Below are 24,179 nucleotides of genomic sequence, written 5' to 3'. Positions count from 1 at the left end.
CGACGATACCGAACGACACAAAAAGCCAAAACCAGGATCAGCACGATGGATCAACCTTCAGATCTGCCGCTGTGGACCCCGTCGGAGGCGCGCGTCGCCGCCTCCAACCTGACGGCCTTCCGGCAGGCCGCGAGCGCCCGCTTCGGGCTGCGGCTGGACGATTACGACGCGCTCTACGACTGGTCGGTCGCCGGCAAGGAGGATTTCTGGCGCTTCCTGTGGGAGTGGGCCGGACTCAAGGGCGACCTCGGCGGCGTGGCTCTGGCCGACGGCGACAGGATGCCCGGCGCCCGCTGGTTCCCCGAGGCCAGCCTGAACTACGCCGAGAATCTGCTGGCCAATGCCCCGGAGGGCGAGGCCGTCGTCTTCTGGGCCGAGGACAAGGTCAAGCGCCGCTGGTCCGGTGCCGAGCTGAAGGCCGAGGTCTCCCGCCTCCAGCAGGCGCTGAAGGCCGCCGGCGTCGGCAAGGGCGACCGCGTCGCCGCCGTCGTGCCCAACATGCCCGAGACGCTGGCCGCCATGCTCGCCACGGCGAGCCTGGGGGCCATCTGGTCCTCCTGCTCCCCCGACTTCGGCGCCCAGGGCATCACCGACCGTTTCGGCCAGATCGAGCCGACCGTCCTCTTCGCCCCTGACGGCTACTGGTACAACGGCAAGAGCCACGACGTCCGCACCAAGATCGCCCAGGTGCTGACCGAGCTGCCCACCGTCAAGGCCGCGGTCATCATCCCCTACATCAACGCGGCGCCGGACGTCTCGGCCATCCGCGGCGGCGTCACCTGGGGCGACTTCACCGCGTCCTTCGCGGCGGCGGAACCGAACTTCGAGCGGGTGCCCTTCAACCACCCGCTGTTCATCCTCTATTCGTCGGGCACCACCGGCAAGCCCAAGTGCATCGTCCACGGCACCGGCGGCACGCTGCTCCAGCACGTCAAGGAGCACCGGCTGCACAGCGACGTGAAGCCGGGCGACCGGGTGTTCTACTACACCACCTGCGGCTGGATGATGTGGAACTGGCTGGTCTCCGGGCTGGCCGCCGGGGCGACGCTGCTGCTCTATGACGGCTCGCCCTTCGCGCCGGACGGCAACATCCTGTTCGACTACGCCGATGCCGAGGGCATGACGCTGTTCGGCACCTCGGCCAAGTTCATCCAGCAGGCCGAGAAGTCGGGGCTGGAGCCGATGCGCACGCACCGGCTCGACACGCTGCGGGCGCTCGCCTCGACCGGCTCGCCGCTGATGCCGGAGAACTTCGCGTACGTCTACCGGGCGATCAAGGCGGACATCCATCTGGCCTCGATCAGCGGCGGCACGGACATCGTGTCCTGCTTCGTGCTGGGCAACCCGACGGCCCCGGTGTGGGCGGGCGAGTTGCAGACGGCGGGGCTCGGCATGGCGGTGGCGGCCTTCGACGACGCCGGCCACGCGGTCAGCGGCGAGAAGGGCGAGCTGGTCTGCACACGGCCTTTCCCCTGCATGCCGGTGGGCTTCTGGGCGGACCCGGACGGGGCGAAATACCGGGCAGCCTATTTCGAGCGCTTCCCCAACGTGTGGACGCACGGCGACTTCATCGAGCGCACGGCGCATGGCGGCTGGGTGATCTACGGGCGCTCGGACGCGGTGCTGAACCCCGGGGGCGTGCGCATCGGCACGGCGGAGATCTACCGCCAGGTCGAGCAGCTTCCGGAAATCCTGGAGGCGGTGTGCATCGGTCAGGAGTGGGACGGCGACGTGCGCGTCATCCTGTTCGTGGTGCTGCGCGAGGGGCTGACCCTCGACAAGGCGCTTGAGGACACGATCCGCAAGCGGATCAAGGAGAACTGCTCGCCGCGGCACGTCCCGGCGCGCATCGTGGCGGTCAAGGACATCCCGCGCACGCGTTCGGGCAAGATCACCGAACTGGCGGTGCGCGACGCGGTGCACGGCCGCCCGATCAAGAACACCGAGGCGCTGGCCAACCCGATGGCGCTCGACGAGTTCCGCGAGCGCCCGGAACTGGAAGGCTGACCGCCGTTCCGCCCTCTCCCCGGACGGGGGGAGGGCACCCAAACCATCAAGACAGCAGAGGATAAGCCATGACCTTGACTCAGAAGGTCGCGGTGGTCACCGGCTCGACCAGCGGGATCGGCTTGGGCATTGCGCGGGCACTGGCCGGAGCCGGGGCGGACGTGGTGCTGAACGGCTTCGGCGAGGCGGCCGCCATCGAGGAGCTGCGCGCCGGTCTGGCGGCGGAGTTCGGCGTGCGCGTCGGCTATCACGGCGCCGACCTGTCCAAGCCGGCGGAGATCGCCGCGCTGATCGGCCACGCGGAGGAGACCTTCGGCTCCGTTGACGTGCTGGTGAACAACGCCGGCATCCAGCACGTCGCCCCGGTGGAGGACTTCCCGGCCGACCGCTGGGACGCGGTGATCGCGCTCAACCTGTCCGCCGTCTTCCACGGCACACACCACGCCCTGCCGGGCATGAAGCGGCGCGGCTGGGGGCGCATTCTCAACATCGCCTCCGTGCACGGCCATGTCGCGTCGGTCAATAAGGCCGCCTACGTCGCGGCCAAGCACGGTGTGGTCGGGCTGACCAAGACGGTGGCGCTGGAGACGGCGGGCACCGGCGTCACCTGCAACGCCATCTGCCCGGGCTGGGTGCTGACCCCGCTGGTGCAGAAGCAGATCGACGCCATCGCCTCGACCAAGAACATCCCGGAGCCGCAGGCGAAGGCGGAGTTGCTCGGCGCCAAGCAGCCGTCCGGTGCCTTCGTGACGCCGGACGAGCTGGGCGGACTGGCGGTCTTCCTGTGCTCCGACTCAGCGGCGCAGATGACCGGCGCCAGCCTGCTGATGGACGGCGGCTGGACCGCGCAGTAGGAGACGCTTGACCGCAACGATCTCTGGGGGGCGCCTTCGGGCGCCCTTCGCATGCCCGGGTCCCGTCATGCCCGGGTCCCGTCATGTTCGGGGCCGTTACTCGGCCGCTATGGCCATCTCGCAGCGAGCTTCTTCCCGCCTTGGCGTGGCCGCCCTGAAATACTCCAGCACATAGACCCGCACGGCGCTGGACAGATTGGTGGCATCCACGGACTCCAACCGCTCGGCAAGATGGTTGCACAACTCACCTAAGGTCAGGTTCTCCCTCCGCGCGATGTCTTCCAAACCTTCCCAGAAGGCGGCCTCCAGCCGCATGCTGGTGCGCTTTCCGGCGACGTAGACGTTTCTGAGCTTCTTCGATGACATGGTATGCCCGCTGCGCGACACGTTGCACTCTTATGTGTGGAGCGTCGCGGAGTTCGAGCCGAAAAACATGTGATGAACTTCACATAAAACGCAGGACTTCACGCTGTAAGGCTGGAGATCACAGGAGGGCTGCGCCGTTCCGTGGCGTCAAATTGGATCATGACCGCGCCGGGTGAGGCAACTCGACCTTTTCATGCATCACGCCGAAGCAGCCGGAGCGTGAGGTTCTGGCCCAGAGCAAGTTGATCGCCACGGTCACGCTGTTCAATTCGGAAAGCTGGATCGCGACGCCAAGTGCGACCCCAAACATTGGGGTGTCGCCTTGCGCCATCCTGATTACAAGAAATTCATGGGCAGGGTTGCTAATGCAACGAACCCCGTTGAATCACCTTCATAGCCCCCGCAACACAAAACCCCGCCGTTGGGCGGGGCTATGTCGGGAACAGCTGTAGATGCGAGGGGTCGAGGGGCGTTGGGGCAATTTGATTGGTTTAAATGCGATTAAGTAACGGCTTTTTATGAGAGCAAGCAGCTTAATGACAGAAATAAATGCGGATCACTTCGGACACGATCGAACTTGGCATTCATGCCGGACATTGCCAGTAATCCCGCTGGTTGGAAGCCTTCATCAGCCGTTGGTATCAGCCGCCCGGCGCATCGCATTGATGTGTGACCTTGCAACGCCGAGGATGCATACGGGCAGCCCCGTTAACCCTTGCGCCTGCCCAGGCGGTCACGAGAGGGCCTCCCAGGCGGCATTCATTATGGCGGAGCTGAGGTCGTCAACGACCTTGCATTTGTCCCACCGGAAGCTGGGAGCCCTGTCCGGCGCGGTCAGTACTACCATCGGCTTGTTGAGCGTAGCCGCGACGCCGGCCTCGAACTCCGTGGCCGAGCCTCCGTCGTCGGCTAGGACTAGGACGGCTGCAGAGGCTTTCATCGCCTCGATCATGTAGTCCGCCCGCCCCTCCTTGCCTAATGGAAGGTGGAGGAAGGGGGAGAACACGGTCACCCCGAGATTCGAAAGTGCCTGCCTGCACTCTTCCACCAGCCAACGCTGGCCGGTGCCCATGGTACCTGCGGCAAGATAGACGTCGCCCAGGCCGCGGTCAGTCTCAAGAATCGGCAGGCTCCTCCCGTCCAGTGAAGGGTCCACTGGGAGGGACCGTGTGGACGAGTACTCCGAGGCGGCCAGAGAGGCCAAGGCCGCCGCATCCTCCGGGCTGGCCTCTCGCTCCGCCCAATGCAAGGCGAATAGGGCAGTGAACACGTCGCCGACACCGATCCTGAAGACCTTCTCCGACCGGTATGCCGGGATGACGAAATCTTGGCCGTCCCGCAGGTGGACAGTGCCGCCCCCGATCCCCGATCTGACCACGACCACGGCGGCGTCGTCCCTGTCCATGAGGACCTGCACCGCCTCTTTCAGGTTGCCTGCCGTGCCGCTGTTCGCGAAGAGCTCCGGTTCGTTGACGACGATGGCAAGCTCGTCGGCGTGCGAGCCATTCGCCCGGAACGGCTCCGTGGCCCGTTGGGGGTCGTACACCGCCCGCTTGGCGACGACAACCGCCCCTGTCGCCAGGTCATCACGCCTCCAGGAACGGCACTCCCGGAAGCCGAAACGCACAACGGCTTCCCCACGGACGTGGAACGCGCCAGGGACGGCCTGTTCCCCGGGCAGGCAGACATCCTCCGCACCATCTGCGCCACCGTCGGCCTCCACCGTCACCGATGGTTCCGAGAATGGGTGGAACCAGTCGAACGTGATCGCCTGCGCCGATGCCTGCGGCTCAAAATGCACCTGGAAGGACCCCGCGGATGTCTGGACGTCAGGTTTCCACGCGGAGGGGCAGTAAGCGAACAGCTTTGTTCCTGGAGAGAGGCGCCCCACGGCGGCGGCCGCTCGGAGGCCGGAGCCGAACAACTGGTCCCAATGGGGCAGGACGCATCGTTCCCGGTAAATTCCGCCTGCCACGATCATGGGGACACCTTATGGAGGAAGACTTCGCAGTGGCCGCCCTGGATCAGGACCACGTCGACGGCGTAACTCTCACCGTTCTCAATGCACTTTATCAGCCGGCCGATTCCTGGGATGCCTGCAAGGGATCCCACCACCTTACCCGTCACAGGGTGCACACACGCGACCACGCGGTATCCCCCATCGTCGACTAGGAAAACCGGCAGACTTTCGCCGGGGTTGATTGTGGCAAGCTCGCTCGCCCTCGTGCTCTGAAGAGTCGTAACGACCTTAAAATCGCAATCGGCATTCGTGTCGCCGGGAGGCCTCGGGCGGCGGGGGGTGGGCAATTTGATGCCGCTCACGTACCATCTCCTCATATTGCCCGACCAGGATAAGCAAATTGTCGGAGCCGATCAAACATGGATGGTCGAGGGGCGTGCGCCTGCTGGCCAGCCGGGGTAATGATCGGACAGTGGTGGTCAGTAAAAACTTCAGGCGTGATGGGACGTTAGCATGGTTTTCCCGAAAATTTTGACACGGCACGCTGTCCCAGACCTAGCATTGGAGGCACTTAGACGCGCTCACCCGGATGCGCAATTGTTGGTTCCCGACACCAACATTTTCCTAGAATGCAGGCCCCTCGCCAGCCTCCCTTGGCATGACCTTGGTTCCCGTGAAATCTTGCTTGTCCTGACTAGGCCCGTGCAGAAGGAGCTGGACAAGCACAAGAATTCCCACAGGGCCGACAGGGTAAGGGAGCTCAACCGCATGCTGCTCGAGCTGTGGCACAACCCCGGAAAGCCACTCCCTGTTCCGAACATCCCGTCGGGTCCCACTGTCTCGCTCGCGTGCGGGCCAAGGCCATGGGGAGCTTCGCCGACCCCAGGCCTGGATCCGTCCCACCCGGATGACATGATCGCGCAATGGGTTCTCTGGCTGCGCGCCAAGCTCGGCGGGCGGGAGGTCACTCTTCTGACAGGGGATGTCGGTCTCTATGCCACTGCCGTCCATTTTGCCATCCCGCGGAAGTTTGTGGAGCAGCACTGGCTAGACCCGAAGGGTATAGAGCAGAAAAACGAGAATGGAAAGATGCGCAAAGAAATTGAGAGACTGAAGAAGCAGTCTCCCTTCATATCCGTAAAGATCGAATACCCCGAGCCCACCGGAGTAGGTGTTGTCGCCCGCGAAGTGGCTGTTTACCAACCACTCTCCCAGGAGGACATGGAGCGCTCGCTCGCAAACATCAAAGAGCGCATGCTTTCAAGGATCGGCGGGCATAGGGCGCGCAAGCCCGAGGTCCCTGGGCATGCTGGCCTCCCTTCCGCAAACCCCGAGTCGCCGAGGCCAAGCTCCGCCGCCTCTGCCGCCGTGGAGCGTGCCGTTGTCGAAGACTATATCGGCGAGCTTCGCAGGTACCTTTCCGGTCTCCACCTTGCCCTCTCAAAGGTCGGGAGGGTCATCGAACTCCGGTTTGCCGTCTCGAACAGCGGGGAGAAGCCCGCCAATGACGCATTTGTGGTCTTCGAGGCCGAGGGTACCCTGTCGCTGGACCAGGGGCGCGAGGTCATCGCCGAACCACAGCACCCGAAACCGCCGCGTCCGGGGCCGGGGCCGTTCACCGGCAGCCCGCCGCTCCGCGCGGTTCCGCCACGGCGAGCGGCGGGGGACCCAGGCGGCGTGCCGACGCAATTGGACAAGAGGCGAGCCCTGGTGTTCCTGGAAGGCTCCAGACCGCAGCTCATCGAGGGGCAGTATGCGGTCCTGCCGGCGAAGGAGCAGGTGGTGAAAGGCCGGGTCCTGGTCATGCTGCCCGAACCCGAGGGCGGCGTACCGAAGCCAGGGGGTGGGCGGGTTCAGGTGACAGTCAGGGGCGATGATTTTGTCGAGGCGTCGGCGAGCTTGGCGGTGAAATACAGCTATTTTGAAGGCAGCATAGTCGGGCGCCTGCAGGAGATCGAGGCCAGGGTCTTGGTGGAGATCGACGATCAGGGCGCATAGATGCAGTGCTGGCCACAACCGTCGCGCCACACGGCCACCTTCGAGAGACCCGGAAGGGCCAGCGAGAGCCTGTCCCAAAGCCAGACGGCGATGTTCTCCAGGGTGAGCACGGACAGGCCCTCCACCTCGTTGAGGAACCGGTGGCTTATCGCCGCGCGGGCTTTCGCGATGGTCGCATCCAGTTCCAGTCTGGGTATGCCGATGAGCTTGTGCGTTTGTAAGTTGAGCCGCCAGCGGGGGTCCCGGAGGCAGTACTCGACGTACAGCCTGACCTTCTCCCGGAGCCTGTTCCCGTCGAGCGGCTGGAGGAAGAAATGCTCGAAGTCCAACCCCAGGTACCGCTCCGAGTCCTGGCCCTTCTGAGGGTGCACGACCTACAGTTCGGAGCCGCGCCTGACGGCCAGATCGGCCCCGGCCTTCGGGCTGACGCAGACCTAGTCGATACCGTCCGGGACGGGGAGGGTCCCGTTCGTCTCTACCGCCAGGGTGAACCCGAGTTCCCGCACCGCCGCGACCGGCGGCGGGTCGAGTTGGAGGAGCGGCTAACCCCCAGTGAAACCAGCTTGCCGACTTGCTGCCCCGCCTGCCAGAACGAGTCGATATGTGCGGCGAGTTCCTCGGGATCAGGGAATCGGCCGCCACCTGGGCCATCCGTGCCGACGAAGTCCGTGTCGCAGAACCGGCACATGGCGCCAGCCCTGTCGGCTTCCGGTCCTGACCAGGGATTGCAGCCGGCGCATCTGCAGAAAACGGCTGGTCGGCCGGTGTTTGCCCCCTCGCCCTGGAGTGTGTAGAAGGCCTCTTTCGCGGCGTAAGTCATGTCGTGTTCGCCGTTGCAGGCGAGGTGGAGTGGTGCACAAAGTTATGCATTTTTATGCACCAACTTGAGCGCCGCCTGTACCATGTCGCGGAAATCCTGAGACTTGTCCAGCGCGTCCAGGACCTCAGCGGCCGTTGGCCCACTTGGCCCTGGCATGGTGGGGCGATCTGCCGTCAAGGATGCCAGCCTCGGACGCAGAAAGCGGGATAGCCGCACCTTTCCTGCCAATACCTTGGACAAGTGGCCTTGGTTGCAGCCGATCCGCCCGGCGATCGCCTGTTGCGACAATCCATGTTCCGTCCGGTAGCGCTCGACAGCTTTGATAAGTTCTGCATCGGTTGCGTTCTGCATAAAAATGCATATAATCGCATCGAATGGTTCGGTCAATGCCGGAGGCGAGGCAATGGATGGCGGTTTGATGGCGTGTCTGCGGGAGCCGGACTCCGAAGTCGTGCCGGGGGTCAGGTGGGGGAGGCCCGAGCAGGTCCCCAGTCCCGCGTTCTGGGCCGCCCTGGCCCGCGACGCGGACGAGGCCAGCCATGGCTACGTTGACAGGGACTCGACGCTCGAGGAGTCCGTGGGGTTCTGCCTCCTGGGCGGCTATGGGATCACTGCGGAGCTGAACCACGCCGCATTCGTCCGCCTGCGCGACGTCGGCGCCTTCCACCCGCCGGGTTTGGACGAGGACCAAATCCTCGGGCACCTGCGGGCGCCGCTTGATGTGGGGAGGCGCAGAGTCCGATACCGTTTTCCGGCGCAGCGCGCGCATCGACTGGCCGTCGCAATGGACATGCTTGGCGACATCGAACTGGATACCCAGTCGCCGCTGGAGGTGAGGCGTAGCCTAATGACCATCCCGGGCATCGGCCCAAAGACGGCCTCCTGGATCGTCCGCAACTGGCTCGGCAGCGACGACGTCGCGATCCTTGACATCCACATCGTTAGGGCCTGCCAAGTCATGAGGCTCTTCGGCGACAAGGTGAGCCTCCCCCGCGACTACGAGGTCCTGGAGCGCAGGTTCCTGGATTTCGCGCATGGCCTCGGCGTCAGGGCCTCACTGCTGGATGCTCTGATGTGGCGCGAGATGCGCGAGCTCAGGCCTCGCGACCTTGGCCTAGTCAACGCTTTTAGTGTATCATAGGTGGAGAGAGCCTGCGCAGATTGAGGTTACGAAATTGTCGAAGATCCGGCCGGATGTTCCATTACCAGACCCACCCCTTCCGCCTGACACCGGCAGTTGCGACTTCAGCGAGGAGATCAGCCTTTCGGGGGTTAGGAACCCGCCGTTGGCGTCCGTCCGCACGGGCGACACCCTTGATGTGGGATTGGTTGATTCGGCGGGGGTCTACTCGTCCGTCGTCTGCCGGACGGTACCGAGCCACCAGGTGCTTGGCAGCATCACCGCCTTTCCCGGGTTGACCAGGCTCATCCGTTGCCTCAAGGACGGTGTCTCCTACAAGGGACTGGTTAAGTCGGTCAGGGGCAGCGAGGTCATCGTCCTGCTGAGGAGGGTCGGGCTGTGATCGTCGCGGGCGGGTCTTACCGGGAAATCTGCCTCAGGCCAAACTGGCACAGGATTTTCGGCTCGGGAGGTAGAGCCGCAGCGGCGGTGGGCCGCCTCTCGCCCGGGAGCAGTCTCCACACCTACGCCCATGCCGGGTGGGCTGAGGACGTGCGTGCCACGGCGGCAAGTTTCGGTGTCACGGCCGACGTGACTGAGATCGCCGAGGAGATCGTTTTCGAGTATCTCCACCCGATGTCCGCCGCAAGGCAGTTTCCTGCTCAACCCACGCAGAATGCAACACTAAGCGTCTCCGGGAAGGTCGTGCTGCGATTCGGTTTCGTGGAGGGCGAGGCGGTCGTCGACGGCGAAAGGGTCGTCTTCGACCCCCAGGGTGCTGGGCGAGACGCGAGTTATCGGGCCAACGGGTCCACCGCCGGCCACCTAGCCGTCGTGCTGAACGAGCAGGAACTGCTCGCCGCGACTGGCCCAGCGGACGTGGCCGCGGCCGCGGCCACCTTCGCCGCCCGAGAGGGGGCGGAGGTGGTGGTGGTCAAGCGGGGGGGCCGCGGCGCCCTGGTGCACCACACGGGGACCGGCAACGCGGAGGTTCCTGCCTACCGCTCCGAACGGGTGTTCAAGATCGGCTCGGGTGACGTGTTCAGCGCCGCGTTCGCCCATTATTGGGCGGAACTGGGCTTGGCGCCGGCCGAGGCTGCCGACATGGCGTCCAGGTCGGTTTGCGCGTATGTCGACGACATGCACCTGCCGCTGCCAGACCGGTCGGGGCTCGCGGCGCTGGTCCCCGTGCCCATTGGGATGGGGCCTGGCCAAGTCTACTTGGCTGGGCCGTTCTTCACTACGGGGCAGCGATGGTTGGTGGAGGAGACTCGGGCGGCGCTCATGGGCTTGGGGGCCGGGGTCTTCTCGCCGCTGCACGAGGTTGGCACGAACCTTCCGGCATCGGTCGTCGCCCCCGCCGACCTTGCCGGCCTCGATCGGTGTTCCGCTGTCCTCGCCCTTGTTGACGGCCGGGATCCCGGGACGATCTTTGAGGTCGGCTATGCCAGGGCACGCGGGATTCCCGTCGTCGCACTGGCGGAGAACGTGGCGGACGGCGATCTGGCCATGTTGGAGGGAACTGGTTGCGAGGTCGTCGGGGACGTCTCCACGGCACTCTACCGTGCGGTCTGGGCGACCATGTCATGAGGGCATTGCTGCTTTCGGGCGGCGTCGAGTCGTCGTCGCTCGCCTACTGGCTGCGCCCGGACGTGTGCGTGACCGTCGACTACGGGCAGCGGCCGGCCGAGGGCGAGGTCGCGGCCGCCTCCGCCATAGCGGGCGCGCTCGGCCTTCGCCACGAGGTGGTGAGGGCGGACCTCTCCTCCCTCGGGATGGGCGAACTGGCCGGCGCGGCGGCCTCCGGCCTCGGTCAGGCGGCGGAGTTTTGGGCATACAGGAACCAGATGCTCATCACCCTCGCCGGCATGCGCCTCCTCAACGAGGGGCTCCGCGAGGTCATGCTGGGGGCCGTCTCCACGGACATGCACGCTGACGGGAAGCCTCCGTTCGTCGCTGCGATGGACCGCCTCATGACCCTCCAGGAAGGAGGCGTCCGCGTCACCGCTCCGGCGATCCACATGACCACGCAGGAACTGCTGGCTGTAAGCGCCTTCCCACGGGAACTGTTTGGCTACACCTTCTCCTGCCACGTCGCCCGCTTCGCCTGCGGCCAGTGCGGCGGGTGCGAAAAGCACCAGGTCGCCGCGGCAAGCCTCAGGAACGCACCGTAGGACTCGTCCCTAACCCGGATCATTCATCAGCGCTCTGGAAGGGCTTCGTGGGGTCCATCCGCATTCCCGGTGCAGCGGCATGGCTGGAGCGCCGCCGTTCAGGCGGCTTCCAGAACACGATGGCGCAGCAGATCGAAGCCGCCGCGCCCGTTCATGGTGCGCTTGGTCGTCTTCAGCTTGCTGATCTGTCCCTCCACCGGTCCGGTAGCTCCACGGCAAGGTCAACGCCGCGCGTACCGCGGCCAAATCGCGCTTGAGGCCCGCGGCGAAGCCGGCCAGGGCTGTTTCGTCGGTGGCCGCAAGCCAACCGTCCAAGTCGCCGGCCCGCTTTCCGCGCACCATGACTCGAAAAGCCCGCGCCGCCTCAATGGTCCCCGTCAGCTTGGGCGCGCCGGCGATCAGGGCCGCGGCGAAGGCGCGTTCGGTCGCATCGATCTCGTTGTCCTCAGCCACGACCAGCCACGGTGCCAGACGCCGTGAAGGCGTCCGCCAAGAGGCCGCTCCTCCGGATGGAGCCGTGGGGAGAGCTTGGCGCCGTGGCCGTGCCCAGTCCCGAACGACGCTTCGCTGTCCGGTGAGGCTCAGGGTGCGGATCTCCCGCCACAGCCCGGCGGCGTTGTGGCAGCCCTCGTCCCAACGCCGCGACAAGTGGCCGGTGAACGGATCGAGCACGCTGCCTGTCGCTGGTTGATCCCAGGACGGCGGTTGTCCGGCACGCAGCCAGCCCCGCACCGCCTTGCGGTCGAGTTCGAGCGTTTGGGCGACGCGCGTCTGTGACCAGCCGCGCGCGTTCAGCGCGGCGACCTCATTGTATTGGGCGAGCCGTGCGGCCCGGGTTGCCGCCCGCCGTTGCTCGCCGCGGGTTGCTGGTCGAGATGGTCGAACCGGCGGCTTCGATGCCTCGGTGGCGGCCGGAGCAACGGCTCGTTGGGCGGCGGTCCGAAAGTCCCGCTGCTGAGCGGTGAACACCTCGCCCAGCGCATCGCCGAGATTGCGCAGAAGATGCCAGCGGTCGGCCACCTGAATCGCTTTCGGCGCACCCTGGCGAATGCCATCAGCGTAGGCGCCGGCCCGGTCACGGGCGACGATCTCCACGCCGGGGTGCGCTTTGAGCCACGCTGCCACGGTGCCGGCCTGGCGGTCGGGCAGCAGATCAATGGGGCGGTTGCGCTCAAGATCGACGACGATGGTGCCGTAGCGTTTGCCCCGGCGCCACGCCCTGTCATTGATCCCGATGATTTGGGGCGTCGGGGCCGGCACCACGGGCGCCGCGCGGATCAAGCGCAGCAGCGTGTCGCCGCTGACCGGCATGGCGAGCCGGGTGGACAGCCGGGCGCCAGGATTTCCGCCGGCACTCAGTGCAATGGCGCGCTGCGCCTCGGCGAGCCGGCGGGTGCGCCGGACCCGGGGCGCCGCCACGGCGGGCAGGCATTCGGCGAAGATGCGGCGGGGACAGCCCGCCGTTGCACACCGGAAGCGGCGGACCTGCCGGTGCAGTTCACCGACCCGGCCCTGCCACGGCAGGTCGCCCAGATATCGGGAGTACCGCCTGTGGACGTGCACGGAGGAGCGATGGCATAGCGGACAGACCGCCCTTGCGGCCCGCACGTGGGCCGTGACGGCGACGCGATCCGCCTCAACGGAAACCCGGTCGACGACAAGGCCGGCCGGGAGCAACGAAAGCAGTGATTTGGACAAGGAAGCTGGTGCACTGGAGGGATAACCGTTCCCTCTATGTGCTCATCTTCGCTTCGATCCGCATCGGGGATGCAGCGAGTTTGACACTGCTGGCGAAATCAGGTGGCGCCTGCAAGCCCGACGAGTTGACCGAAGTGCGACCGCCGGGTTGGCGCGATCGGGACGCCGGCCAGCCAGTCGCCGATCCTGACCAGGTTCATGGCGGCGGCAATGGCAACGTGCTGGAGACGGGTCTTCGCGAGACCGATGTACCGAGCCCGGCGCATGCCGAAGCTGCGCACCCCTTGGGACAGAGTCGCCTCCACTCCGGCCCGCAGCGCATGCACGGCCCGGAACTCCGGGGTCCGTTCGCGCTTGCGCGCGGCCTGAAGCGCTTCGAACTCCCGTCGGTCGCGCAACGTCATCACCCGGCGCGACGCCGTCGGACCGGCACAGTCCGCGCGGTTCGGACACGGCTTGCAGTCAGCCTGGGAGAACTTCACTTTCACCGTTTCCCAGCCGAACTCGGTGCTCGCCGTCCAACCCGAGCTTTTGGCCCCTCTGGGACACGTCACGTGCTGGGCGTCCCAATCGACCTGGAAGGCGGCGGCGGCAAAGCCCGTTCCCCGGCGTGCCTGCCATTGCAGGTCGGGGCGGGTTGGCCCGACCAGGTCAACGCCGAAGTCCCGTGTGGCCTCGATCAGAAGAGCGGCGTCGAGGTAGCCGGTGTCCACCAGATGCTCGGCCGGCAGCAGCCCCTTGGCGGCCAGAGCCCGATGGGCCGGTGTCGTCACCTCGCCATCGGCGGTGGGCGCGGTTTCGGTCTGCACGTGGGTGATGATCCGCGGCCGTCCTTCGTCGCAGGCCTCGGTCAGGTGAGCCTTGTAGCCGACCCAGGTCATGGTTCGCTTGCGCCCGTAGCGGGCATCCGCATCGTACGGCGAGCTGATGAAGCGTGACGACGGCGCATAGCCTTCGCCGGGACCGCGCCAACGGATGCCGTCGTCGCACAGGTAGAACTGTTGGACCCAGATGCGGCGTAGGATCTCCACCGCGGGCAGCCGGCGCAGCCAGTCCGGAGCCTCGTCCGCCCAAATCGCTGCCAACAGATGATGGCCATCCTCGCCCAGTTCCCGAACATGGCCGTCACGGCCGGCCCGCGCTTTGGCGGCGTGCCCCCAATCACCATGCCCGCTGTAGCGATCGGCCCAGTGCGGCCGCGTCTGGCCAAGCAGCCAAGCCGGCGCGGCGACGGCGAGCACGTTCAACGCCTGCCGGAACGCTTCGGTAGCGGCGTCGATACGGCTGCGCATCTTAACGGCGGCCAGAACGTGGGTGGAGTCGGTGCGTTGGCGGCCTCGCGGGCGAACCAGGCGGCGGGCGACAGCCACGGCGAGCACCGCGTCCAGCAACTCGTGCTCGGCATGCCCGTCCACGAGCCTGGCCCGGAACTCACAGAGGACGGTGCTGTCGAAGCCCGGGTCGTCGAGCGGCAAGGCCAGCAGGTACTTCCAATCCAGGCGGGCTCGCACCGCATCGGCGGCGTCGCGATCCGACAGGTTCTCGGCGAACTGGAGCAGGGTGACCAGCGCCAGTGGCCACGGGACTTCGGCCGGGCGGCCGCGCGTCGAGAACAGCCGAGCAAAACGGGTGTCGTCGAAGACGGGCCCAAGGCTGTCGCGCACATCCATCAGCAGGCAGCCGCGGGGAAACGCCGCCCGGGCAACCTTGGCCGTTTCCTCGGGCACGGCAGTGGCCAAGCTGAGGCGAAGGGACATGGCTGGCGTCCTTCTGGAGGGGGCAAAACCCCTTCAACCCGAGCAGCGCGCCACCATCGCAAACCCCGGAGCATTTCGCCAGCAGTGTCGAGTTTGCGGATGGACCAATTTTCATCCGGCCTTTACACACCGGCGAAAGCCGCCTCTATAAGGACGTTGGGCAGGAGTTCACCAAACGCGACACCGTGAACTACTCCGCCAAGAAGCACATGCGCGATGATACGTATACGAATACTGTTGAAGGCTATTTCAGCATCTGAAAGCGCGGGATGAAGGGCGTATATCAGCACTGCGCTGAAAAGCACCTGCATCGTTACCTCGCGGTGTTTGACTTCCGATATGATGCACGGGCAATGTGCGATGCGGATCGTACTGGTAAGGCGTTTTCGGGAGCAGTTGGAAAGCGGCTGAAAGACTGCCACTCATTCGGCGCGGCGACGAAGGCGATGGATAACTAGCTGTTTTTTCTGTGTTTTCTCTTGTCTCGAGTGCACTCGAGTGATCGGAGTTGGAGGGAATTGTGGCTGAGCAGCTTTGTTTGGATTTCGACCGGATATCTCCGCCACGGATGGATCTGCTCGAGCTATGGACGCCAGATGACATCTTCGCTGCGGCAATTAGGCAAGGCGGCGAAGCACTTGTCCGCTTCGCCGAAGATAGTCGAATTGAATGGAAATCGGCAAAGTACGAGCCGAAAGACCTCGGCGACTATTTTTCGATGTGGGCCAACACTCAACCAAGCGGCGGCCTTGTTGTCGTCGGCATTGAAAAGAATGGCAAGGTTGGCGGCTGCCTCAGCGTTGGAATCGAGAGAGTCGCAGAGTTCGAAAGGACTGGCCCTGATTACTGCCCGGATGCACAGTATGACATTCGCCGCATTCCCGTAACGCGGGATGACGGAACACCTGATTTTCTTCTCGCCATCCGCGTGTATTACCGTCATGACCGATTGGTTGAAACCGTTCGCGGGGACGCTTTTGCTCGCGCCGGAAACAGGAAGCGCCGTCTCTCCGAAGAAGAGAAGCGCGAAGTTAGAATTAACAAAGGCCAAATTGAGTACGAGAAAGAAGAAGTATCTTTGTCGTATCCGGCGGAATTTGACGATTTATTAGTTGATGAGTTCTGTAAGGAATACAAAATTAAGAGGGGGCTGGTGCAGCACCACACCAAAGAGCAAATCCTATGCTTAAACCATCTCGGGCGAATGTCTGATGGGAAATTCAGGCCGAACCTTGCCTGCGCACTCTTGTTTGCGCTTGACCCTCGGACGGTTATCCCCGGAGCGCGCATCAGATTTATGCGGTTTGAGGGAACTGAGGAGAAGACCGGCCAGCAGTTCAATGCGGTAAAAGATGTCCCTGTCGACGGCCCTCTTCCGCGAATGATTCAAGAAGCTGAAGAGGTGATTACCAGCCAGATAAGGAATTTTACCAGACTTGGCCGCGATGGAAAGTTTGAGACAAAGCCTGAATATCCATACGACGTGTGGCTAGAGGCTATTGTTAATGCGTGTGTGCATAGATCTTACAACTTTCGCAATATGAACATTTACGTTAAGATGTTTGACAACAGGCTTGTTGTCGAGAGTCCAGGTGGTTTCCCTCCGCCCGTAACTCCGGACAACATCTACGAAACACACAATCCTCGTAATCCTCATTTAATGAACGCTCTATTCTATCTCGATTATGTAAAGTGCGCTCATGAGGGCACTCGTCGCATGCGAGATATGATGAAGGATGCAAATTTGCCAGCCCCAGAATTTTCTCAAAAAGAAGTTGGAACCCATCAAGTTCATGTAATCCTCAGAAACAATATCGAAGCGCGCAAAGAGTTTGTCGATGCTGGCGCTCTCAAGTTGATCGGCGAGACGGTATACGAGACGCTAGCTCAGGAGGAAAAGCAGGTCATTAATTATGTTGCTGAAAAAGGGACAATCAACGTAAGCGAAGCAAGTCGCCTGCTTCATCGCGACTGGTCAGCGGCGAAGAATTGCCTCGAGGGATTGGCGAATAAGCAAATTTTGATGCGAAAAACGAAGACCAATAAACAACGTGATCCATCTGCTCACTTTGTTTTAAGGAGGCGACCGACATGACCGCCAACCGTTCTGGTGAACAGCAAAAGCGTTTTCTTGAGACCACTCGAGCACTCCACTGCGACAAGGGCGAAGCTGCTTTTGAGGACAAGCTTCGGCGGATGGCGAAGGTCAAGTAGAAGCCTGAGGCCGGGCTAGAGAAAACACCTGAGGACGGACGCATGGGTAACGAGCGCTGGGACCTGGACGCCCTAACAGGGTGCGGAAAAAGGGCTGTGCACGGGCGGTTGGTCGTGATTCTTTTCGGTTGAGAAGAACGCGACCGACGAGGGGACGATGCGGGGTTCGGACGAACGCAGCGAGGGTCTGTTCAGCTACGTGAGCTGCGAGGCGCGGGTTCCAGCCAACCACCCGCTGCGAGCGATCCGGGCCATCGTGGACGAGGCGCTGGAGGTGATGTCGCCGGCGTTCGAGGGGCTGTACTCCAAGATCGGGCGCCCCTCGATCCCGCCGGAGAAGCTGCTGCGGGCGCTGCTGCTCCAGGCCTTCTACTCGGTGCGCTCGGAACGCCAGTTGATGGAGCAGCTCGATTACAACCTGCTGTTCCGCTGGTTCGTCGGCCTGTCCATGGACGCCCCGGTGTGGGACGTCACCGTGTTCACCAAGAACCGCGAGCGTCTTCTGGCCGGCGATGTGGCGGCCAAGTTCCTGGCGACCGTGCTGGGTCAGCCGAAGGTCAAGGCGCTGCTGTCGGACGAGCATTTCTCGGTGGACGGCACGCTGATCGAAGCCTGGGCGTCGGTGAAGAGCTTCCGGCCCAAAGACGGCAGCGGCGAGCCGCCGGGGCCGGGGCGCAACGGCGAGCGCGACTTCCATGGCGAGAAGCGGTCCAACGAGACGCATGCCTCGACCAGCGATCCCGAGGCGCGGCTCTATCGCAAGGGCAACGGCCAGCCGGCGAAGCTGGCCTTCATGGGCCACGCGCTGATGGAGAACCGCCACGCCCTGGTGGTGGACGTGCGGCTCACCGCGGCCAGCGGCCTGGCCGAACGTGCGGCGGCGGTGGCCATGATCGAGGCCATCCCCGGCCGCCACCGCATCACGGTCGGCGCTGACAAGGCCTACGACACCAAGGATTTCGTGGCGGACATGCGCGACTTGGGCGTGGCTCCGCATGTTGCCCGAAATACCAGCAACCGCCGCTCGGCGATCGACGGCCGGACCACCCGCCATCCCGGCTACGCCGTCAGCCTGCGGGTCCGCAAGCGGATCGAAGAGGTCTTTGGCTGGATCAAGGGAGCCGGCTTGCGCAAGACGCGCCATTGCGGAGCAGCCCGTGTCGGTTGGATGTTCACCCTAACCGCCACCGCTTACAACCTGATCCGCCTGCCCAAGCTGCTGGCTGCGGCATAATCACGCCCGCAATCCGCCTGAACGGCGGTTCTGGGAGCCTCGGAGCGAGGAAAAACGCTCCGTCCCGACCAAATCGCCCGCTGAAACCCGCATTCTCAGCCTCAGCGGAGGAAAAAGGCCGGAATATGTTCGTTTTTCCGCACCCTGCTAAACAAATCGTTTCATAAGCGTTTTCTCGATCTCTGGGGCTATCTCGACACCATTCCCGCCAAGAAGGAAAATGGAAAGACAGGTTACAAGACAATCGGCGACATGACATTAGCCGAAGCCAGTGTATACTCCGCACTAATCGACCGAGATGTTCTCGAGAAAAAGGATCGGTTTATCGCGGAGTTGCGCAGGATGCTGGATGGCGGCGATAGTCCTGAAGATTACATACAAGACCCAATAGACATAGAACGAGCTAGGATATATTGGCGCAAAACCGTGGAAAATCTTATCAACGAGTACAGATAATCGAGCGCCTCATCGGTGCCCGGCGAGTCGTATCGCCAGCTTTGGGTTTGGGAAGTATATAAACGCTTTTTTATAGCGGCATGCTCTCCTCATCCAAGTCTCCCTGCACGCCTCCTTTCACTCGGTGCAACCCAAGGCAACTCTTCCAGGAGTGTCGCATCAACCATCTCCCGGCCGCTGGCGATCGCGGTCTCAGCCGCCGCGGTCATCAGTTTCCAAGTCTCACCGTAAGCATCCGGTGAGCGCCGCGGTCAGGCTGGCTTCCAGTTCCAGGGCAGCAGTTCGGGCAGGCGGTTTTGCGGGAGGTCTGCGATGCGGGCCAGCACATTGGCCAGCCACGCCTGCGGGTCAACGTCGTTCAGCTTGGCTGTGGTGATCAGGCCGTACATGATGGCGGCCCGGTGGCCGCCGCGATCGGAGCCGCAGAACAGCCACGCCTTTCTGCCCAAGGCAATCCCGCGCAGGCCGCGTTCGGCGGCGTTGTTCGTCAGGCACAGCCGGCCATCGCCGAGGAAGCGGGTGAAGCCGTCCCAACGGGTCAGCATGTAGTCCATCGCCTTGGCCACGGGGGCATGGCGGGAGAGCCGGGCACGCTCCATCCGCATCCAGCCCTCCAGCGCGGCTACCAGGGCGATGCCGTGCTCCTGGCGGGCCGCCCGCCGCTCGGCCGCCGGCTTGCCGTTCAAGGCGCGCTCGAGATCGAAGAGGGCGTCGATGCGCCTCACGGCCTCCAGCGCCAGCGGTGAGATCGGCGGGGCGTCCTTGCCGCGTCTGGTGTTCGCGGCGATGTCGGCCAACTTGAAGAAGCCGCGCCGGGCATGCGCCCAGCACAGCGCGGCATGGATCGGCCCCGGCCGACGGTCGGGCTCGTACAGCCGGTTGTAGCCGGCGAACGCATCGGCCTGCAGCCAGCCGGTGAAGCCGGCCAAGTGCTGTTCGGGATGCTCGCCCTTACGGTCGCGCGAATAGTGAAACAGCGCCGCCGGTGGGGCTTGGCCGGCGAACGGCCGGTCATCGCGCACATACACCCACAGCCGCCCGGTGTCGGTCTTGCCCTTGGCCAGCACGGGCACCGGCGTGTCGTCTCCATGCAGCCGCCCGGCCGCCATCACATGCGCCGCGATCAGGTCGTGCAGCGGCTTCAGCACCGCGGCGGCGGTGCCCACCTGGTCGGCCAGGGTGGACAGGCTGAGCGGCACGCCCTCGCGCGCGAAGCGTTCGGCTTGCCGGTTCAGCGGCTGATGCTGGCCGAACTTCTCGAACAGAACGGTGGCCAGCAGGTTGGGGCCGGCCCAGCCCCGCGGGGTGGCGTGGAACGGCGCCGGCGGCTGGCTGATCGTCTCGCAGGCCCGGCAGGAGAACCGCTCCCGCACTGTCTGGATCACCTTCCACTGGCGCGGGATCACCTCCAGCGTCTCGGTGATCGTCTCGCCCAGCTTGCACAGCTTGTCCGAGCCGCAGCACGGGCAACTCGCCGGGGCCGGCACAACGACGCGCTCACGCGGCAGGTGGTCGGGAAAGGGCTGGCGCGATGGCCGTTTGCGGGTGAAGGCCGTCACCGCGGTGGTTTTGGCGGCGGCCTGCTCGGCCGCCAGTTCGTCCTCGCTGGCCGTTGCTTCCAGCTCTTCGAGCTGGAACTCCAACTGGTCCAGCAGGCGCGCCTTGCGCTCGGAGCGCGTGCCGTAGAGTTCGCGCCGGAGCTTCTCGATTTCCAGCTTCAGGCTGGCGATCAGCGCCTCGGTGTTCGACGCCATCGCCCTGGCCCGGGCCGCTTCGGCTTCCGCCGCGTCCGCCCGTGCCTCGGCCTGCGCCAAGGCGGCGCGCAAGCGGGCGATGTCGTCGGGCAGGGTGGCGGTCATGGAGCCAGTTTACCTGGGATCGCGCCGTCGAACCGCCGCAATCCCCCCTGAACCGGTCCGTCGATTCACCGTGTCGCAGTCACCCCGCGGTCTCGGGGCGCCAAGTCTTCTGCGGATTGCGCCAGTCGATGCCTTCGAGCAGATAGCCCATCTGCCCGACCGAGATCGATACCGCGCCGTCCGCCGGCGTGGGCCAGATGAAACGGCCCCGCTCCAGCCTCTTCATGAACAGGCAACTGCCCTGGCCGTCATGCCAGATGATCTTCACCAGATCGCCGCGGCGTCCGCGGAAGATGAAGAGATGGCCGCTGTGCGGGTCTTGGGCGAAGCGTTCCTGCACCAGCAACGCCAAGCTCGCCCAGCCCTTGCGCATGTCGGTGTGCCCGGTGGCCAGCCAGACCCGCACCCCGCTCGGCACCGGGATCATGCCAGGGCACCGATGACAGCCGCCGCCAAAGCCGGGTCGACCGGCCCTTCCAGACGCAGGCGTGCCCCGCTGGGCAAGATGACCTCGAGGACCGCCGGGCGCGTGGCCGGCGCGGCCGGAAGCGGCAATGGCCCAGGGGGCTCCACGACCGGCGGTTCGGTTAGGGTCGGCTCCGGCGTGATGGTCACCGCGACGAAGCTGGACGGTTCGGCCACGGCGCTCCCTGTGGCCTTCATCAGCCCCCGCCAGCGGTACAGCAGGCTTTCGTGCACGCCCAGCCGGCGGGCCGCCTCCGTCACCACCACGCCGGGGCGGAACGCCTCCTCGACCATCCGCACCTTCTCCGCCGGCGTGTAATTCCGCCGCCGCTCCGTTCCCGTCAGAACCTCGACCCGCTGATAAGCCATGACGTTTGCAACTCGTTTGCGTCCGCGCGATGACGCGCCACACAAACCTCAGACGCCACCCCCTACTTTGCCAAGGCGGCGCTCACCGGAGGCGTACGTCTCACCGGTCAGGCCTTCGCTCAAAGTGTGGAAGCGACTCACCAACTGGCGGGAGTGGAAGTTGCTTTCCTTTTGTAGCCCCATGGCATCGCACAGGCGCGCGAGGAAAAGGGCGTAGTCCTTGCCGACGGTCCAGCGGGGAATGTGGAAGGGCTCGAAGCGGTTGCCGAGTTGCTGGTCGGTCTGAAAGGTTCGCAGGGCGTCCTGAGTGCCTACGGCTACGATGGGAATGGGCAACTCGTTGCTCAGGGCCTTCACCGAGTTCAGAAAGATGCTGCGCTGGTCGACTTTGCCGGCCAGAACGTGGTGGATTTCGTCGATCACGATCATGCGCACCCCGACCTGCGGCAGCAGGCGCAGTACCTGATCGCACTTCCGGTCGGTGCGTGCCGTGGCAAGGTAGGGTGCATTCAGGCGACGTAGAAACGCGTCATAGAGGCCGCCGATGTCGGGATGTGCCGGCGCTTGAACCATTAGCACTGGAACCTCGGTACGTTCGCCGGCATCGCTTTCGGCCGTGCCGTTTATGTCGCGAGCGAACTTCAGGCAAACGGTTGTCTTACCGTTGTTGGTGTCGCTGTAGATCAGGCAGCACGGTGGCCGGTGGGTCTGGGGTCCATCGATCAGCTTGGTCAACCGCTCGACCGCCGCTGTCGCCACCGGGTAGTCAATCCAGCGGACTTTCCGGATGGAGCGTAGACGCTCATGCAGCTCCCAACTGGGATCATCCGGAGGGGGCGCCGGGACAGCGCCGTTGGGGTGGGGCTGGGGAACGCTTACCATTCTTCCACCCCTGTCTTCACGTCGTGCTCATTGAAATCAAAGTCGAAATCCGAATCGCCGCCCCGCGATTTTCCCCGGCCAGGCTTTGCGGCCGGAGTTGTGTTGTCTACGACGAGCGACAGGTGGCCGTCGTTACGACGGTCGTCTAGCGCTGGATCGGGAGAGGGCGCGGGAGGCAGGGTGATTTCGGCATGGTGCTTCTTGCGTTCACGGTTCCGCCGCTTGCGCTTGGTTTCCTTCTGGGCCTCCTCCTCGATTCGCAGCATCTCCTGGCGGGCCTCGAAGATTTCGTCCTCGTTGGCGCCCTTGATGCCGCGGTCGCTCAGGAACTTTTCAGCCGCCCGATATTCCCAGATCGAGATCGACGGCTTGGTCAGGTCGCGGTAGGGCACTTCGAAGTACTCGTTCTGGTCGGGGTCGAGCACGTAGACGCGACTGATGTCGGTGGGGTCGCGCCGCACCACGAACTTGCGCTTCTGCCGACCGTGGGAAACGTTGATCCATGGGCGGATCACGTCGCCGTAGTAGGCCACCTTGTCCCAGACGATGCCGTCGCGCTGGACGGTGCGCTCCTCGAAGGGGAGGAAGTCGATCCGCAGACGTCGCGGATCGGACACTGGCTCCGGCAGGCCGATTCCCTTTTGCCTCCCGTTGCCGAGGATGCCCTCGCGCCACCTCTCGATGGGCGGCATGCCGATGCCGCGGTGCTCGCGTTTGTGGTAGACGCCGACGATGAACTGGACCAGCCACCGCCGGATTTCCGGCAGGGTCATGATTGACCGAGCGTCCGAGTCGTACTCGCCGCGTTGCTTTGGGTTCGCAAAGGTGGTGCCGGGCAGGGCGTGAATTTCCTTCGCCACAGTACCCATCAACCGCTCGATGTGACCGCCGAAATGCGGGGTGCGCACCGGCCGCCACTGGATGTCGATACCATACTCTTCGCATGACCGCTTCAGCGTGGCGCTTCGGAAGTCCTTTCCGTTGTCGGCGTGGATCTTCGTCATGATGCCCCAGACCGGCCATTCGCCCTTGATACCGAGCCGGTCGAGTTCCGCTTCCTTGGGCAGGAAGGCGTGGCACAGGCACAAGCCGACGCCGAACGCGCTCGGAGCGTCCAACGAGATGTGATAGCCGACAACCATGCGGCTGAAGACGTCGATCGCCAGGGTTAGCCAGGGCCGGCCAATAGGCTGCCGAAACTCCTCGTCCACCAGGATCAGGTCCAGGAGGGTGTGGTCGATCTGGACAACGTCGAGTGGCCAGCGTCCCTCCGGGAACTCACCTTTCACCTCTCCGTGCTTGTCACGCGCTTCCTTGCGTCCGCGACGCTTGGCTAGGGCATCACGTGGATGGACGGCACGGAGCCGCTTTCGGATCGAGTTGGCGTGTGGTGGCTTGAGACCGGCAGTACGACAGCGGCGCTCCACCTCTTCGATCGCCTTCGTCCCACTGCGCTGCTGACGGGTCAGGTAATACTCGTCGATCACGCTCTGAATGATCGTCTCCACCTTCGCGTCGAGTCGGGACGGCATCGCCCGGCCACGACGCAGCGGCGCGAGGTAGGAGAGCTGACCGCCGTCACGGTAGAGCTTGATCCAGCGGAAGAGGGTGGCCGTGCTGATACCGGCGGACTTTGCTGCGGCCTCAACGGCCTCCGTACGGCCTTCGGGCAGGTCGAGCAGGGGCTTGATAATCTCCATCCGTCTTTTGGCTTCGGCCAGGCTTTGCTCATCCTTGGGCCTTGGTGAAGACCGCCGTGCTGCCTCGACCTTCTTCGGTTCCGGCGATTGGAGGTCGGTCACATTGACGACATCGGTCTCGCCGGTGGTAGTGTCCTCGATCAGCACCGAGGTCGGCGTGACGGCCCGCACGATGGTCCAGACGCGGTCGCGGTGGAGCACCTTCGACTTCGGGCGGTAACTGAGCTTGGCGGCCATGCGCACCCC

21 protein-coding genes and 3 pseudogenes are annotated in these 24,179 nt (G+C 64.5%); 11 read left to right on the top strand and 13 right to left on the bottom strand.

Annotation, left to right across the window (positions count from 1 at the left end; translation table 11 throughout):
• The first annotated feature begins 45 nt into the window (after positions 1 to 45).
• Both D3869_RS18275 and D3869_RS18270 read left to right on the top strand, forming a co-directional pair.
• Positions 46 to 2,007, top strand: a complete 1,962-nt coding sequence (locus D3869_RS18275; RefSeq protein WP_137141322.1) for an acetoacetate--CoA ligase — start codon at positions 46 to 48, stop codon at positions 2,005 to 2,007.
• A gap of 68 nt (positions 2,008 to 2,075) precedes the next feature.
• Complete coding sequence (locus tag D3869_RS18270; protein ID WP_137141321.1) at positions 2,076 to 2,861, top strand: 3-hydroxybutyrate dehydrogenase; 786 nt, start codon at positions 2,076 to 2,078, stop codon at positions 2,859 to 2,861.
• 96 nt (positions 2,862 to 2,957) lie between these two features.
• Here D3869_RS18270 and D3869_RS18265 read toward each other — a convergent pair whose 3' ends face one another.
• The 3 genes from D3869_RS18265 to D3869_RS18255 form a co-directional block, all read right to left on the bottom strand.
• Positions 2,958 to 3,227 (bottom strand): ribbon-helix-helix domain-containing protein, encoded by a 270-nt coding sequence (locus D3869_RS18265; RefSeq protein ID WP_137141320.1) that lies wholly within the window; start codon positions 3,225 to 3,227, stop codon positions 2,958 to 2,960.
• A gap of 733 nt (positions 3,228 to 3,960) precedes the next feature.
• Positions 3,961 to 4,956 carry a nucleoside 2-deoxyribosyltransferase gene (locus D3869_RS18260; RefSeq protein ID WP_175426524.1) on the bottom strand — a complete coding sequence of 332 codons (996 nt, stop codon included), beginning with the start codon at positions 4,954 to 4,956 and terminating at the stop codon, positions 3,961 to 3,963.
• Positions 4,957 to 5,204: 248 nt separating this feature from the next.
• On the bottom strand, positions 5,205 to 5,549 hold the full coding sequence (locus D3869_RS18255) for a hypothetical protein (protein ID WP_137141318.1): 345 nt from the start codon (positions 5,547 to 5,549) through the stop codon (positions 5,205 to 5,207).
• Between the two features lie 151 nt (positions 5,550 to 5,700).
• Between D3869_RS18255 and D3869_RS18250 the strand changes: the two genes are divergently transcribed.
• Positions 5,701 to 7,185 carry a PIN domain-containing protein gene (locus D3869_RS18250; RefSeq protein WP_137141317.1) on the top strand — a complete coding sequence of 495 codons (1,485 nt, stop codon included), beginning with the start codon at positions 5,701 to 5,703 and terminating at the stop codon, positions 7,183 to 7,185.
• Here D3869_RS18250 and D3869_RS33880 read toward each other — a convergent pair.
• From D3869_RS33880 to D3869_RS18240, 3 genes and pseudogenes are all read right to left on the bottom strand, one after another.
• On the bottom strand, positions 7,173 to 7,310 hold the full coding sequence (locus D3869_RS33880) for a 6-carboxytetrahydropterin synthase (RefSeq protein WP_247895925.1): 138 nt from the start codon (positions 7,308 to 7,310) through the stop codon (positions 7,173 to 7,175). The two genes, D3869_RS18250 and D3869_RS33880, sit on opposite strands and share 13 nt — an antisense overlap.
• A 66-nt stretch (positions 7,311 to 7,376) precedes the next feature.
• Positions 7,377 to 8,005 (bottom strand): annotated as a pseudogene (queE, locus tag D3869_RS18245) (7-carboxy-7-deazaguanine synthase); the annotation flags it as partial.
• Positions 8,006 to 8,047: 42 nt separating this feature from the next.
• Positions 8,048 to 8,356, bottom strand: coding sequence for a helix-turn-helix domain-containing protein (locus D3869_RS18240; protein WP_137141316.1), 309 nt, complete (start codon positions 8,354 to 8,356; stop codon positions 8,048 to 8,050).
• A 52-nt stretch (positions 8,357 to 8,408) separates the two neighbouring features.
• Between D3869_RS18240 and D3869_RS18235 the strand changes: the two genes are divergently transcribed.
• From D3869_RS18235 to D3869_RS18220, 4 genes are read left to right on the top strand one after another with little or no spacing between them, the layout of a single operon-like run.
• A complete protein-coding gene (locus tag D3869_RS18235) occupies positions 8,409 to 9,146 on the top strand; it encodes a hypothetical protein (RefSeq protein WP_137141315.1) in 738 nt (245 codons plus the stop codon).
• 34 nt (positions 9,147 to 9,180) lie between these two features.
• On the top strand, positions 9,181 to 9,528 hold the full coding sequence (locus tag D3869_RS18230; protein WP_137141314.1) for a hypothetical protein: 348 nt from the start codon (positions 9,181 to 9,183) through the stop codon (positions 9,526 to 9,528).
• Positions 9,525 to 10,715 (top strand): PfkB family carbohydrate kinase, encoded by a 1,191-nt coding sequence (locus D3869_RS18225; protein WP_137141313.1) that lies wholly within the window; start codon positions 9,525 to 9,527, stop codon positions 10,713 to 10,715. The genes D3869_RS18230 and D3869_RS18225 overlap by 4 nt, the downstream gene beginning before the upstream one ends.
• Positions 10,712 to 11,299 (top strand): 7-cyano-7-deazaguanine synthase, encoded by a 588-nt coding sequence (locus tag D3869_RS18220; protein ID WP_137141312.1) that lies wholly within the window; start codon positions 10,712 to 10,714, stop codon positions 11,297 to 11,299. Before D3869_RS18225 ends, D3869_RS18220 begins: the two co-directional genes overlap by 4 nt.
• Positions 11,300 to 11,397: 98 nt before the next feature.
• Here D3869_RS18220 and D3869_RS18215 read toward each other — a convergent pair.
• Positions 11,398 to 12,997: pseudogene (locus tag D3869_RS18215) on the bottom strand (ISL3 family transposase).
• A 98-nt stretch (positions 12,998 to 13,095) separates the two neighbouring features.
• The gene (locus D3869_RS18210) at positions 13,096 to 14,754 is read right to left on the bottom strand and encodes an IS1182 family transposase (protein WP_137141311.1); all 1,659 of its coding nucleotides are present in this window, start codon (positions 14,752 to 14,754) and stop codon (positions 13,096 to 13,098) included.
• A 122-nt stretch (positions 14,755 to 14,876) separates the two neighbouring features.
• Here D3869_RS18210 and D3869_RS18205 point away from each other — a divergent pair.
• The 4 genes and pseudogenes from D3869_RS18205 to D3869_RS18195 all read left to right on the top strand — a co-directional run.
• Positions 14,877 to 15,212 (top strand): annotated as a pseudogene (locus D3869_RS18205) (transposase); the annotation flags it as partial.
• Positions 15,213 to 15,274: 62 nt separating this feature from the next.
• Positions 15,275 to 16,849, top strand: a complete 1,575-nt coding sequence (locus D3869_RS18200) for an ATP-binding protein (RefSeq protein WP_137141310.1) — start codon at positions 15,275 to 15,277, stop codon at positions 16,847 to 16,849.
• A complete protein-coding gene (locus D3869_RS34485) occupies positions 16,846 to 16,968 on the top strand; it encodes a hypothetical protein (RefSeq protein WP_282190181.1) in 123 nt (40 codons plus the stop codon). The genes D3869_RS18200 and D3869_RS34485 overlap by 4 nt, the downstream gene beginning before the upstream one ends.
• 157 nt (positions 16,969 to 17,125) lie before the next feature.
• On the top strand, positions 17,126 to 18,202 hold the full coding sequence (locus tag D3869_RS18195; protein ID WP_137141134.1) for an IS5 family transposase: 1,077 nt from the start codon (positions 17,126 to 17,128) through the stop codon (positions 18,200 to 18,202).
• Between the two features lie 707 nt (positions 18,203 to 18,909).
• Here the strand turns inward: D3869_RS18195 and tnpC are convergent.
• The 5 genes from tnpC to D3869_RS18170 form a co-directional block, all read right to left on the bottom strand.
• The gene (gene tnpC / locus D3869_RS18190) at positions 18,910 to 20,517 is read right to left on the bottom strand and encodes an IS66 family transposase (protein ID WP_137138614.1); all 1,608 of its coding nucleotides are present in this window, start codon (positions 20,515 to 20,517) and stop codon (positions 18,910 to 18,912) included.
• A gap of 79 nt (positions 20,518 to 20,596) precedes the next feature.
• Entirely contained in the window at positions 20,597 to 20,944 is a 348-nt protein-coding gene (tnpB, locus tag D3869_RS18185) for an IS66 family insertion sequence element accessory protein TnpB (RefSeq protein WP_137138615.1), read from the bottom strand.
• Positions 20,941 to 21,351, bottom strand: coding sequence for an IS66-like element accessory protein TnpA (tnpA, locus tag D3869_RS18180; RefSeq protein ID WP_137138616.1), 411 nt, complete (start codon positions 21,349 to 21,351; stop codon positions 20,941 to 20,943). The genes tnpB and tnpA overlap by 4 nt, the downstream gene beginning before the upstream one ends.
• A 48-nt stretch (positions 21,352 to 21,399) precedes the next feature.
• On the bottom strand, positions 21,400 to 22,233 hold the full coding sequence (locus D3869_RS18175) for a TniB family NTP-binding protein (RefSeq protein WP_137141309.1): 834 nt from the start codon (positions 22,231 to 22,233) through the stop codon (positions 21,400 to 21,402).
• A complete protein-coding gene (locus D3869_RS18170; protein ID WP_175426522.1) occupies positions 22,227 to 24,170 on the bottom strand; it encodes a Mu transposase C-terminal domain-containing protein in 1,944 nt (647 codons plus the stop codon). The genes D3869_RS18175 and D3869_RS18170 overlap by 7 nt, the downstream gene beginning before the upstream one ends.
• Positions 24,171 to 24,179 lie beyond the last annotated feature (9 nt).

This window comes from Azospirillum brasilense (genome assembly GCF_005222205.1).
Taxonomy (GTDB): domain Bacteria; phylum Pseudomonadota; class Alphaproteobacteria; order Azospirillales; family Azospirillaceae; genus Azospirillum; species Azospirillum brasilense_G.
The sequence above is the reverse complement of the archived record's forward strand: the minus strand, read 5'-3'. Positions and strand labels throughout refer to the sequence as shown.